Here is a 13352-nt window from a genome sequence, read left to right as displayed (position 1 = left end):
GGCGTGGGCCCCCTGAACAGCCCGGGGGCCCACGCCGCGGACAACCCCTACGAGCGCGGCCCGGCCCCCACCACCTCCGGCATCGAGGCGCTGCGCGGCCCGTACGCCGTGTCGCAGACGTCCGTCTCCTCGCTGTCCGCCACCGGTTTCGGCGGCGGCACCGTCTACTACCCGACGAGCACGAGCGACGGCACCTTCGGCGCGGTTGCCATCTCGCCCGGCTACACCGCCTACGAGTCGTCCATCGCGTGGCTCGGTCCACGCCTGGCCTCGCAGGGCTTCGTGGTGTTCACCATCGACACCCTCACCACGCTCGACCAGCCCGACTCCCGCGGCCGCCAGCTGCTGGCGGCGCTGGACCACCTCACCGAGCGCAGCTCGGTGCGTACCCGTGTCGACGCCTCTCGCCTCGGCGTCATGGGCCACTCGATGGGCGGCGGCGGCAGCCTGGAGGCCGCCACGTCACGCCCGGCCCTCCAGGCGGCCATCCCGTTGACCCCGTGGAACCTCGACAAGACCTGGCCCGAGGTCACCACGCCGACCCTGATCTTCGGAGCCGACGGAGACACCATCGCCCCGGTCGCCTCCCACGCCGAACCCTTCTACTCGAGCCTGCCCTCCACGCTGGACCGGGGCTACCTGGAGCTGAACTCGGCGACGCACTTCACCCCGAACGCGTCGAACACGACGATCGCGAAGTACAGCATTTCCTGGCTCAAGCGGTTCATCGACAACGACACCCGCTACGAGCAGTTCCTGTGCCCGCAACCCCGGCCGAGTCTGACCATCGAGGAGTACCGGGGCAACTGCCCGCACGGTTCCTGACAACCCGCGCCCCGGGCTGCGGAAACCACGGCGGCGACGGGAACCGGCGGCGGAGGCGTGCGACGCGTCCGCCGCCGGTGTCGTGCCGGGGCACACACGAGACGGGCGGCCGTTGGGCCGCGGCACAATCCGTCCACCGGCCGGGCCGGTCAACGCGCAGGCGGGCCGCGGGTTCGCGCGCCGAGGCGTGCGGACGTCAGCCTTCCGGTCTTCTTTACGCGCAAGTAACCTCCGTGGAATGACCGGAGACAGCAGCAAGGGGCGGTCGGCCCCTCGCGCAGGGAGCCGCGGCGGCCCGGACGCCGCCCGGTCGTCCGCCGAGGGCCGCGGTCATGCCGAACTCGCGCGCGGTACGAGGCAGTTGTTCGACGGTCCGGTCGGCGACGCGCACGAGACCCTGCTGCTGGCCGCGTCCCTGCTGGCCGCCGGCGCCCCGGACAGGGCCGAGGCGGCACGCCTTTGCGCGGTGGACGCCGCCTGGGCGTCGGGCGACGCCGTGCTCTGTCTGACCACCCTCGAGGGCACAGACACCGCAGGGCCGGCAGACGGGCACGCCGCACCGGACGCCGTCACGATCAGGGCCTTCGCCGACGAGGGCGGTGCCTCGGCCACCGACGCATACGGCGCCCCGACGGCCGGCGAGGACGGAGCCCCGACGATGGTGCGGGAGGTCGACGGCCCGCCACCGCCCGGCACCACGAACCTCGTGGTTCCTCCAGCCGAGAGCGGGCAGCCGCGGACGCGATCGCCCGGCCCCGGGCCGGGGTGGGCCCGCGACCCCTTCTTCCGGGACTACCGCGACGGCATGCGGGCCCTGCTGGCCCGGAGGCCGGAACACGCCGCCGAGCCGCTGCGGCGCGTACTGTGCCAAGCGCGGCGCGACGGCCGGCCGGAGCGGCTGCTGCGCGCCGCGGCAGCGGCCCTGCTGCTCGGGGACGTCCAGGCGGCCCGCACCGCAGGAGCCCGTGCCCTGGCGGCCGCCCGCACCGCGGAGTGCGCCGCGTCCGAAGCGCGCGCCCTCGAATACCTGGCCTACGGCGAACTGCGCGCCGGCCGCCACGCGCAGGCACGCGCCCACGCGGAGGAGGGCGTGCACGCGGCGCTGACGGCAGGTCATCGCAACACCGCGGCGAGCCACCACGCGATGCTCGCCCTGGCCGCTTCGATCGAGGGGGACACCGCAGCGGTCGCCGGACACGCCTCGGCCGCCCTGGTCACCGCCCGTCGCCACGGCCTGGCCCAGGCCGCGGCCCTGGCCGAGTGGGCCATCGCCCGCGCCGACCTGGCCCGCGGCCGGCCCCTGGACGCCGCCGACCGGCTCGGTCCACTCGTCGGACCCGGCCCCCGGCGCGGTCACTTCGCCGTCTGGATGCTCGCCGTGCCCTGCTTCGTGGAGGCCGCGGTGCTCGCCGGGCAGCCGGAGGAAGCCCGGGAGGCCGTCGCCGGCCTCGCCCGGTGGGCGGCCTTCGGCGCCGACCCGCACGCGTCGGCCCAGCTCGCGCGCTGCCGTGCCCTGCTCGCCGCGGACGACCGTGAAGCCGACGCCCTCTACCTGCGGGCGCTTTCCCGGCACGACGAGTCGGGCGGCGACTTCGAGCGGGCCCGCACCGAGCTCCTGTACGGCCGGTGGCTGCGCCGGCGCCGTCGGCTGCGGGAGGCCCGCAGCCGGCTCGGAGCCGCTCTGGTCGCCTTCGAACGCTGCGGCGCCGGCGCCTGGGCCGACCAGACGCGCGGCGAACTGCGCGCCAACGGAGCCGCCCCCGGGAAGGAGCCGGCCGCAGGGCTCTCGCGGCTGACGCCGCAACAACTGCGGATCGCACGCCACGTGGCCGAGGGCGCCACCAACAGGGAGGTGGCCCAGCGGCTGGCCGTCAGCACCCGCACGGTCGACTACCACCTGCGCAATGTCTTCGCCGCTCTCGGCGTGCGCTCCCGGATCGAGCTGGCCCGCATGGTCGACCAAGAACACCGCTGAGCCCCCGGAAAAAACCAGCGGCCGCGTGGAGAAGACGCCGCACACCTCTGGGGACCGACCGGACGGTATGCCATTCTTCGAAGCAGCACTACGCGGGTGACGACGGCCGTACGGGCAGCGCACCCGCCGGACGCCGCTGCGCCCGGACGGCGCCGGGGGCCGCCGGAAGGCCGAAGTCGGGGGAGGACCGCCATGCATCCTGCCGCACGCACACGTACGACGTTCCGCACCGGGCCGACACCCGTTCCGCAGCCACGGTCACGACGGATCAGGTCGCTGATCGACGCCGACGCGCTGCGCGTCCTGCACCGGGCCGCCCGCATCCTGCTCGACGACCTGCCGGATCTGACCGACCGGCTGCTGGCGGTCCTGCGCGAGCAGGAACCGGCGTACCGGACCGCGCTGGAGAACGACCATGCCGCCACCTGGCAGGAGGTCTACCGCTCGCTGCGGCACAGCGTGACCTCCCTGCTCGACCCGCGCGGCACCCGCGAGGCCGCCCACCGCTGCACCTGGCGGATCGGCGTCACCCGGGCCGAGCAGGGGCTGCCGCTCGACGCCCTGCTGCACGCGTTCCGGCTGGGCGGGTCCCTGGTGTGGCAGCGGCTGGTCGAGGAGACCACCCGCTCGGAACCCGAGGACACCCGGCTTCTCGTGCACGTGGCCACCGACGTGTGGAACTTCGTCGACGAGCACTGCACCCTCGTGGCTGACGCCTACCGGCAGGCCGAGCGGCAGCTTGCCTGGCGGCGCGAGAACAGGGTGCGCCTGCTGGCAGCGGCCCTCCTGGACGGCACGAGCCGGATCGCCGACCTGCCCGAGACCGCCGAGAGGCTGTGCCTGCCGGAGCACGGCCGGTACGTCGTCGTCGCGGTCGCCGGCGGCAGGCCGCAGGACCCCCAGATCGGCGAAAGCACCTACTGGCACTCAGGTGTGGAGGTGGACTACGGCATCGTCCTGGTCCGCGGCGCGGGGGGCCCGGAGAGCGGTGAGGACGACCATGACCGCGCAGCGACGCCCGCCCTGCCCGACGACCGCCCGGCCGGATGCCGGATCGGCGTCGGCAGCACCGTGACGGGACTCGCCGCCGTCGGCGACGCCCGGCGCCTGGCCGACCTGGCCCTGAGGATCTGCCCGCCCGAGGGCGGCACGGTCCGGCTCACCGAGCACCTGCCCGAGGCGCTGGTCGTCTCCTGCCCGGAACTCGGCGCGACCCTCACCGAATGCGTGCTCGGACCCCTGCTCCGCCTCGAACCGGCCGACCGGGACGTACTGCTGGACACCCTGGCCGCCTGGTTCGCCTGCGAGGGTTCCGCCCAGCGCGCCGGCGAACGGCTGTACTGCCACCGCAACACCGTGCTGAACCGGCTGCGCCGCTGCGAACAGCTCATCGGCCGCTCCCTGGCGCGCCCTCACGACGTGGTGGAGATCAGCCTCGCACTGACGGCGCGCCGGCTGCTGCGCGGCTGACCGGACCTCCCGCCGGCGCGGCCGGGGCGCGCGACCCGTACGCCGCTGTGCCACGGCGCAGCGCCGTCACCCACCCGGCGAGTCCTGTGGCAGCGCGCACCCCTGCCGGGCCCCCGGCGCCCGCATCCCCGCCCCTGGGCAGCCGCACAATCCCCGGCGATCCGCATTGGGACCACGCAGCCACCCGGCCCGAACACCTGTACCGCCCTCCCGTGCCCGTGCTGTCGTGAGCTGCCCTTCCCCCGAAGCACCCGTGCCCGGCGGCACGGATCCGAGGAGCCGTGATGCCCGAAGCACCACCGGACGAAGAGCCCGCCCTGCACGTCGAGGGCCTCGACGTGACCTACGGCCGCGCCCTGTCCGCCCTTCGCTCCGTGTCCCTCACCGTCCCGCACGGCACGGTCGTCGCACTGCTCGGCGCCAACGGCGCGGGCAAGACGACCCTGCTGCGGGCGGTGTCGGGCACCCTGCGCCTGCACCGCGGCGCGGTCACGGCCGGCCGTATCCGCTACGGCGCCACGGAACTCGACGGGCGCGACCCGGTCGCCGCGGTGCGTGCCGGAGTCGTCCAGGTACCCGAGGGGCGCCGGGTCTTCGCCGGGCTCACCGTCGACGAGAACCTGCGCTCAGGCGGCCTCGGCCTCGGGCGGCGCCGCCCGGACCAGGTCGCCGGGGCCCGGGAGCGGGTCTTCACGCTCTTCCCGCGCCTCGCCGAACGCACCCGGCAGGCGGCAGGGCTGCTCTCCGGCGGCGAGCAGCAGATGCTCGCCATCGGCCGGGCCCTGATGGCCGCGCCCCGCCTGCTCCTGCTCGACGAGCCCTCCCTGGGCCTTGCCCCGCAGATGGTCCACCGGATCGCCGAGGTCGTCCGCGAGATCAACGCCCAGGGCACGGCCGTCCTGCTCGTCGAGCAGAACGCGGGCATGGCGCTGTCGCTCGCCGACACCGCCCACGTCCTGGAGGTCGGCGAGGTCCGGCTCTCCGGGCCCGCCGACGAACTCGCCCGCACGGACGCCGTGAAGCGCCTGTACCTGGGCGAGAGCACCGAACAGCGACCCGAGTCCGCGCAGAGAGCCGGGACCACCGAGGGGCAGGGAGCCGCGTGACCGTCCGCACCACCGCACCGCCCGAACTCACCGTGACGGACGTGACCGTCCGGTTCGCCGGGCTCACCGCCCTGGACGCGGTGTCCTTCACCGTCGCCCCGGGCTCCGTCCACGCCCTCATCGGACCCAACGGAGCGGGCAAGTCCACCTGCTTCAACGTGCTGTCGGGCCTGTGCCGTCCGGCCACGGGCACCGTACGGCTCGGCGACGCCCACCTGACCCGGCTGGCGTCCCACCGCATCGCCGCCCTCGGCGTTGCCCGTACCTTCCAGAACATCGTCACCACCCAGGGCACGGTCGCCGACAACCTGATGCTCGGCCGCCACGCCCTGTCCCGGGCCGGATTCGCCGCCAGCGCCCTGCGCCTGCCGCACGTACGGCGCGAACAGCGCGCACACCTCGCCCGGGCCCGCGAGATCGCCGAACTCACCGGTCTCGCACAGCTCTTCGATCACCCCGTCGCCCTGCTCTCCTACGGCGACCGCAAGCGCGTGGAGTTCGCCCGTGCCCTCTGCCTGGAGCCCAGCGTCCTGCTTCTGGACGAGCCGGTCGCCGGGATGAACGCGGCCGAACGGGCCCGCACGGTCGAGGTCGTGCACACCGTACGAGCCGAACTCGGCCTGTCCGTCGTGCTGGTGGAGCACGACATGGGACTGGTGATGCGGCTCGCCGACGAGGTCACCGTCCTCGACTTCGGCCGCGCCATCGCGCACGGCACGCCGGACGAGGTCCGCAACGACCCCGAGGTGCTGCGCGCCTACCTCGGCACCGGCGCCGAACAGGAGGACGCGGCATGACCACCCTCCTGGACACCGTCTTCAACGGTCTCGCCCTGGGCGCGGTCTACGCCCTCGTCGCCCTCGGCTTCGTCATCATCTTCAAGGCCTCCGGCGTCATGAACTTCGCCCACGGCTCCCTGCTCCTGCTCGGCGGCTACCTCACCGCCGTACTCCACGACGACCTCGGCTTCGCCGCGGCACTCGCGGTGTCCGTCCTGGTGACGGCGGCCGTGGCCGGAGCCATGGACCGCTTCCTGCTCCAGGCCGGTGGGCCGGACCCGCACACCGCCCATGTACAGACCATCGTCACCATCGGCGTCGACATCCTCATCCTCACCGACCTGTCGCGGCGCATCGGCGGCGACCTGCTCTCGCTCGGCGACCCCTGGGGCGATGCGGTCAGCGGGCTGGGTCCGGTGACCGTCGCGGACAGCCGGATCGCCGCGATCGTGGTCTCCGCCGTGGTCATCACCGTGGTCTTCGCCCTGTTCCGCTACACCTCCTGGGGCCTGTCGCTGCGCGCCTCCGCCGAGGACGTCGAGGCGGCCTCCCTGATGGGCGTACGGCTGGTGCGGGTCCGCACGCTGGCCTGGTGCCTGGCCGGAGGGCTGGCCGCCCTGGCGGCGGTCTTCCTCGCCGCGTTCCCCGCACCCGGCCTGGAGCGCACCACCGGGCAGATCGCCCTGAAGGCGTTCCCCGCGGCGATCCTCGGCGGGATGGCCTCGCCGCCCGGAGCCCTCGCGGGCAGCCTGCTGATCGGCATGACCGAGGCACTCGTGGCGGGCTACCAGTCCGACCTGCACGTCCTGGGCGAGGGCTTCGGCGACGTCGCTCCCTACGCGGTGATGGTGCTGGTGCTGCTGGTGCGGCCCACCGGGCTGTTCGGCGGAAAGGCGGCGGTCCGTGTCTGAGCGACTCTCCCGTACCCGCGCCGTCCGCGTGAGCTGGATCTCGGCGGCCGTCCTCGTCCTGTGCGCGCTGCCCTTCTATCTCGACGCGTTCTGGCTGCGCGTCGGTCTGTTCTCGATGGCGGCGGCCGTGGGCGCGGTGGGCCTCGGCCTGCTGTCCGGCACGGCGGGTCAACTCTCCCTCGGTCACGCCTTCTTCCTGGCCGTGGGCGCCTACGGCTACGTATGGCTGGCAGGCGAGCCCGGCCCCGGCCTGCCCACCGCCGTGGCCGCCGTGCTGGCGGTCCTGCTCGCCGGGGCGGCCGGCGGGCTGTTCAGTCCAGTCGCCGGCCGGGTGCGCGGCATCTACCTGGGCGTCGCCACCCTGGCCCTGGTCTTCCTCGGGCACCACGTCCTGCTGACCGCGGACTCCGTCACGGGCGGATTCAACGGCCGTTCGGTGCCGCCGCTGGACCTGGGCGGCTTCTCCTTCTCCGCGGACTCCGAACTGACCCTGCTGGGCGTGCCGTTCGGCGCCGAGGAACGGCTCTGGTACCTGGGACTCGCGCTGTTCGCCGTCACCTGGATCACCGCCCGCGGGCTGCTCCGGGGCCGTCCCGGGCGCGCCCTGGTGGCGCTGCGTGACAGCGAGACCGCGGCCGCGGTGATGGGCGTGCACGTCTCCCGCTACCGCTCGGCGGCCTTCGTCGTCTCGTCGATGTACGCGGGCCTGGCCGGGGTGATGCTCGCCCTCTCCTTCCGCCGCGTGGTGCCCGACTACTTCGGCCTCGTGCTGTCGGTCGACTACCTCGCCATGATCGTCATCGGCGGGCTGGGATCGGTGGCCGGAGCCACCGCCGGCGCCGTCTTCGTCACCGCCCTGCCCCTGCTGATGACCCGCTACGCCGACCAGCTCCCCCTGGTGGCCGCCCCCGGCACGACCGACGGCTCGGTCGGCCCCACCGAGGCCGCCCGCTACCTCTACGGCGCGGCGATCGTCCTCATCCTCCTCTTCGCCCCCGACGGCCTGCACGGCCTGGTCCGCCGCCTGCGCGCACGCCTGCGCAGCCGCCGGGCCGCCCCACCGCCCACGAACACCACCTCCCCGTCCCGACCGCCCACGTCGGCCGCACGAGCCAAGGAGCCCACCCCGTGAAGTTCACGCACCACCACACGCACCGCGCCACACGCACCAAGACGCTCCTGGCCGCGGGCCTCGCGGCCCTGCTGCTCGTGGGTACCGGATGCAGCTCCAAGGCCGGCTCCTCGGGGAGCACCGACGACGGCGCCGACGGCGTCAAGACCGGACCCGGGGTGACCGACAAGGCCATCAAGCTGGGCGCCCTGACGGACCTCACCGGCCCCTACGCGACCCTCGGCAAGAGCATCGTGCAGGCCCAGCAGATGTGGGCGGACGAGGTCAACGCCCGCGGCGGCATCTGCGACCGGCGCATCGAGATCGTCGTCAAGGACCACGGCTACGACGTCCAGAAGGCCGTCACCGCCTACGCCGACCTCTCCGCGGACGTGGTAGCGCTGCCCCAGGTCATCGGTTCGCCCGTGATGGCCGCCCTGCTCGACGACATCGAGCGGGACGAGGTGCTCACCTTCCCGCAGGCATGGGCCGCCTCTCTGCTCGACCGCGACGCGGTCCAGGTCCTGGGGACCACCTACGACATCGACATGATCGCGGCCGTCGACTTCCTCACCCGCACCAAGGGGCTGGCGAAGGGCGACACGATCGGCCACGTCTACTTCGAGGGCGACTACGGCGCGAACGCGTTCGAAGGCTCGCGATGGGCCGCGAAGAAGGCCGGCCTGAAGATCGCCGGCCAGAAGATCAAGGCGACGGACACCGACTTGTCCGCGCAGGTCTCGGCGCTGCGCAAGGAGGGCGTCAAGGCGATCCTGATCAGCGCCGGACCGGCCCAGACGGCCTCACTGGTCGGGGTCGCGGCCTCCCGGGGCCTGAAGGTGCCCGTCGTCAGCAGTGCCCCCGGCTATGCCCCGCAACTGATGAAGACACCGGCCGCCCCCGCCCTGGCGGCCATGCTGAACGTGGTCAGCGCCGCGCCCGCGGTCAGCTCCGACCTGGCCGGCGTACGCAAAATGGTCGCCTCCTACAAGAAGAAGCACCCGGACTCCCTCGTCGACTCAGGCGTGCTCTCCGGCTACAACGCCGCCCGGTTGATGGGCCGCGACCTGGAGAAGGCCTGCGAGAGCGGCAGCCTGGCCCGCGAGGACGTGATCAAAGCCCACCGCTCCCAGTCCGGCGTCGACGTCGGCCTCGGCACCGCACAGAACTTCTCCGACAAGTCACAGCCCGCGAGCACGTCGGCCTACGTGCACAAGCCGGACGCCAAGGCGGTCGGAGCCGCGGTGAACGTGGAAGACGCCCACACCGCGCCAGGCGTCGAGCAGTACCTCGCCTCTCGAACCCGGTGACGCCGGGGCCCGAGCAGCGGAGCTGAACACTGTTCCACCCGGCCGGAGTTGGCGGAGCCGTGCCGTTCCGGCAGGCCGTCCGCTCCGTGGGTGTCAGGTGACCCGTGGCCGTGGCCGAGCCGATCGATCCCGTTGCGACGCGTGCAGTTCCCGGAGCTTGCCGAGGCTCCGGTGAACTCGTCCACCGGAGCGGTGAACCCATCCGGTCCCTCACCAGCGGGCCCCGAGCCCCCGGTGGTCGGAGTCCGTCACCGACCAGCAGTACAGCCGACCCCGCAGCCGTGAGCCGGCAACACCCGGCGCCGGGCGGCCATCTGGTCCGGTGATCCTCGAGGTCCGAGGAGGAGGGCGGTCCGAGCGGGCTCCGGCGGCCGTTCCGCGCCGGGGCCCGCTCGGCGTGCTGATGAGCGGTCAGGCTGTGTGCAGCGTCAGCCCGTACCGGTTGAGGATCTCGTTGACCGGCTGGTGCCAGGTCTCACCGCCGCTGCCACAGTTGCCCCAGCCGCCGGAGGTGACACCCTGGGCCTGGTCGCCGCTGATGAAGGAGCCACCGGAGTCACCGGGCTCGGCGCAGACGTTCGTCTTCGTCATCTGGTGGACGGCACCCTGGCTGTAGTTCACCGTCTCGTTCTTCGCCAGTACGGTGCCGCAGTGCCAGTGGGTCGTGGAACCGGAACGGCAGACGGAGGCACCCACCGGGGCCTCGGCGGAGCCGCGGACGAGCCGGTCCGGGATCGTGCCCCAGCCGAGCACCACCGGTACGGTCCACCAGCCGCTGCCGACGTTCACCCAGGCATAGTCGTTGCCCGGGAACGACGACCCCTGGAAGTTGCCGATGTAGGACCGGTCCCAGCCGTACACCGCCCCGCTCGGCGAGCCGCAGTGGCCGGCGGTGACGAAGCCGCCGTGCACCGAGAAGCCGATGGAGCAGCGGACGTTGCCGGTGTAGTAGGGATCGCCACCCACGGTGCCGGCGGCGAAGGTACGCGGTGCGGCGGGGGTCTGCCGCACGGTGACGGGACCGGCCTGACGGGCCCGGGCGAGAAAGGCACGGACATCGTTGTCGTCCCGGTGCGCGGCGACGATGTTCACGACGACCTTGTTGGCCTTCGGATCCACGTGCCAACTCCCGACGCCGGTGGGCGCGGGCAGCGCGTCGATGCTCTTCCTGGCCGCGTCGAGGTGCCGCGCGTTGTACCGCACGAGGTGCACGGCCGCACCGGTCGCGCGTATGGCGTCGGCTCGCGCGGCCCGGGTGACGGCAACGGTGAGTTTGCCGGTGCGGGCGTCGAACCAGGAGCCGCCGTAGGCCGATCCGGCGGCACGTCGCGCCTTGCGTTCCACGGCTGTCGCGGTCTTCTCCGCGGCCAGGCGCGCTGCGGCGGCGTCCCGGCTCAGTCCGAGGTCGCGCTGCATCGCGGAGAGGAGCTCGGGGGAGGCCGGTGCACCGGCGGAGTGTGCGGGAGTGTCCGCGGCGGAGGCCGGCAGGGTGCCCGCGGCAGCCCAGGTGCCGAGGAGGAGGAGTGCGGACAGTCCGGTGCGCAGGGTGGTGGTGCGTCTCAAGGGATGCCCCTTCGTTGTTCCAGCAGGGTGGGGTGGAACAGCAGAGCTTGAGAGCGCTCTCGGGATACGCGCGGCAGAGCCTAGCCCGTGATCATGAAAAGGTCTATGCCTATCTCCGGACGACGGGCCCGGAGCGGAGCCTCGGCGGCGGGCCGTCGACGGCATGGCCCGCCCCACGCCTTGGCCGAAGTGATCAGCGATCGATCCAGCGCCGGGTGGACGGGCCCCGATCACCCTGTGTCTACGCCCCGTTGCCGTTCACGACCGGGCGCTGCCACCACGCGGCCGTCGCGTCGCGCAGTGTGTTGGTGCCGCAGTGCACTTCCCCCATCCCGAGGTGGTACGTGTACCAGTCGTCGATGTACGACACCTTCAGGCCGACCCGCTGGTAGACGGCGGTGACGGCTTCCGTGAACACGTCCTTGCCGGCGATGACGGGTCCCCACTGGCGCGGCGCGAGGTAGCGGTCGCGGCCCAGGAGCACGCCGTTGACCGCACCGGGAACGTATGCGCTGGTCGTCACCGTCGCCGGAGCTGCCGTACGCGAGGAGGGGCTCCCGGCGAGCCACTTCTGCTGGCCGTGGTCCCGGAGACCGTCCACGAGGTCGGAGCCGGCGCCCATGCGCGTCAGACGCGGCACAGGAACCTCCTGTCCGTCGGTGGTCAAAGCCTCCGAGTCGCGGGTGTACAGCGCGGGCACCCGCACGATCTCGTCGTCGGTGACCCCCGTCTCGCGCTTGAGGATCTCCAGGTTGGCCGCGATGCGCCGCGCCGCCATCTCGTTGTCGGCCACCAGGTGGCGGGAGGCGAGCGCCTGGTCGATGGTCTCCTTCGGCGCTGGAGTGTCACTGCGCCCCGGGACGGAGAACATCTTCGTCCTGCCGTGACCGTCGCGCTTGGCGTCGCGCAGCAGTTGCAGCCCCGCCTGCGGGTCGGCGACGCCGATGCGCCAGCCGCGGGGGGTGTCGGCGGGCAGGAACTGCACGAACTCGTCTACGTGCCCCACGCCCAGCCAGGAGGTGTCCAGCAGCAGCGGGTCCTGCAAACCCTGCGACGTGAGCAGCGTCCGCATCACCTTCGACGGGCGCGCACCGCTGTCCTTGCGTTCACCCATGATGATCCGGCCGGCCGGGAAGGAGCGCCCGCCGTGCGCGTAGGGCGGGATGGTCTCCAGGTTGCCCATGGAGTTGAGTGACCAGTCGTCGGGCTCCGCCCGGTCGGTCACCTGCACGACACCGACGTCCCGGCCGCGCACCCTCTCGAACAGCTCCCGGCCCGCGTCCCGGTGGGGCTGCGCGGAGCGCAGCATCACACGCATCACCTGCCGCTGACCGCCCGGCCCGGTCATGCTGACGTAGGCCGGTTCGACGAAGTCCTGGGCCCAACGGTCGGCGTACATCTCGAAGGTGACCAGCGGCGTGGTGACTCCCGCCTTCCTGACTTCCCTCTCCAGGGCGGTGACGAACTCCCGCTGAAGGCGGCTGTCCGGGCCCTCACCCTGGACCTTGGACACCATCACCTGCTGGGTGTCCTGAAGGTGATGCTGGGTCAGCAGCGGTGCGACACGCAGGGTCACAGCGTCGGAGGTGGACTTCTGCCCGGTCGTCACCGTCAACCGGACCACCGCACGGCCGTCCCATGTGGCAGTGTCCCGGACGACGTCGGTGGCCTCGACACCGAACTCCACACCGGAGCGCAACTCGGCGGCCGTCAGCCGGATCCCGGACGTCACCAGGATCCACTTGCCGGAACGCTTGAGGAAGAGGTGCGCGTGCTTGCCTCCCGAGGCGATCTTCAGGCTGCCCATGGCGTTCGCCGGGAGGCCCGGCAGGGGAACGGAGCGGACCCGGGCGAGGTCGGCGGCGTCCTCAGCTCCGTTGACCTTGGTGTCGGAGCCGTCGTTGCAGGCGGCCAGCTCGGCATCGGACAGAGGTGCGCCACCGGGCCCGGTCACCCGGCACCGCTTGGCGTCGTCATCGATGTTGGGCAGGTACACGGCCCCACGCCCGACGGACCAGCTGTCCTCTCCGCGCTCGTCGCTGCCACCGGTGACGTCGACCCGCCCGTCGCGGTTCACATCCGCCCGCAGATCGGCGCGCCCGCCCGACCCGGCCGCGAATGCGGAGCCGGCAGGCCCCGCCAGGACGGATCCCGCGGCAGCCATGGCCAGGACCACCGACCCGGCCTGGTACAGGCGCGAACGCCTACGTCTCCGTGAACGCACAGCATGTTCCTCTCAGTTGGGGACTCCGCCATGCAAGAGGAAGGACGGCGGCCGCGCGTTCACTGTGCGGCGGGAGTT

9 protein-coding genes and 1 pseudogene are annotated in these 13352 nt (G+C 72.9%); 8 read left to right on the top strand and 2 right to left on the bottom strand.

The window, feature by feature from the left end; translation table 11 throughout:
- The first annotated feature begins 3 nt into the window (after positions 1 to 3).
- The 8 genes and pseudogenes from ACFU3E_RS31290 to ACFU3E_RS31255 all read left to right on the top strand — a co-directional run bounded on the left by ACFU3E_RS31290 (position 4) and on the right by ACFU3E_RS31255 (position 9487).
- The gene (locus ACFU3E_RS31290; RefSeq protein ID WP_384165771.1) at positions 4 to 825 is read left to right on the top strand and encodes an alpha/beta hydrolase; all 822 of its coding nucleotides are present in this window, start codon (positions 4 to 6) and stop codon (positions 823 to 825) included.
- A gap of 325 nt (positions 826 to 1150) precedes the next feature.
- Positions 1151 to 2800 (top strand): annotated as a pseudogene (locus tag ACFU3E_RS31285) (LuxR C-terminal-related transcriptional regulator); the annotation flags it as partial.
- 192 nt (positions 2801 to 2992) lie between these two features.
- Positions 2993 to 4270: a PucR family transcriptional regulator gene (locus ACFU3E_RS31280; protein ID WP_384165755.1), complete on the top strand. Its 1278-nt coding sequence runs from the start codon at positions 2993 to 2995 to the stop codon at positions 4268 to 4270.
- 284 nt (positions 4271 to 4554) lie between these two features.
- Positions 4555 to 5376, top strand: coding sequence for an ABC transporter ATP-binding protein (locus tag ACFU3E_RS31275; RefSeq protein WP_384165752.1), 822 nt, complete (start codon positions 4555 to 4557; stop codon positions 5374 to 5376).
- Positions 5373 to 6173, top strand: a complete 801-nt coding sequence (locus tag ACFU3E_RS31270; protein ID WP_384165750.1) for an ABC transporter ATP-binding protein — start codon at positions 5373 to 5375, stop codon at positions 6171 to 6173. The genes ACFU3E_RS31275 and ACFU3E_RS31270 overlap by 4 nt, the downstream gene beginning before the upstream one ends.
- Entirely contained in the window at positions 6170 to 7066 is an 897-nt protein-coding gene (locus tag ACFU3E_RS31265; protein ID WP_384165747.1) for a branched-chain amino acid ABC transporter permease, read from the top strand. The genes ACFU3E_RS31270 and ACFU3E_RS31265 overlap by 4 nt, the downstream gene beginning before the upstream one ends.
- Positions 7059 to 8198, top strand: coding sequence for a branched-chain amino acid ABC transporter permease (locus tag ACFU3E_RS31260; RefSeq protein ID WP_384165744.1), 1140 nt, complete (start codon positions 7059 to 7061; stop codon positions 8196 to 8198). The genes ACFU3E_RS31265 and ACFU3E_RS31260 overlap by 8 nt, the downstream gene beginning before the upstream one ends.
- Positions 8195 to 9487: an ABC transporter substrate-binding protein gene (locus ACFU3E_RS31255; protein ID WP_384165741.1), complete on the top strand. Its 1293-nt coding sequence runs from the start codon at positions 8195 to 8197 to the stop codon at positions 9485 to 9487. Before ACFU3E_RS31260 ends, ACFU3E_RS31255 begins: the two co-directional genes overlap by 4 nt.
- A gap of 411 nt (positions 9488 to 9898) precedes the next feature.
- On the opposite strand, the gene ACFU3E_RS31250 is transcribed toward ACFU3E_RS31255, so the two are convergent.
- Positions 9899 to 11050, bottom strand: a complete 1152-nt coding sequence (locus ACFU3E_RS31250; RefSeq protein ID WP_384165738.1) for a S1 family peptidase — start codon at positions 11048 to 11050, stop codon at positions 9899 to 9901.
- A 241-nt stretch (positions 11051 to 11291) separates the two neighbouring features.
- Entirely contained in the window at positions 11292 to 13214 is a 1923-nt protein-coding gene (locus ACFU3E_RS31245; RefSeq protein ID WP_384165735.1) for a protein-arginine deiminase domain-containing protein, read from the bottom strand.
- Between the last annotated feature and the right edge of the window lie 138 nt (positions 13215 to 13352).

Origin of the sequence: Streptomyces sp. NPDC057424, from assembly GCF_042803315.1 — a bacterium.
GTDB lineage: Bacteria > Actinomycetota > Actinomycetes > Streptomycetales > Streptomycetaceae > Streptomyces.
This window is presented reverse-complemented; position numbering and strand designations above follow the sequence as displayed.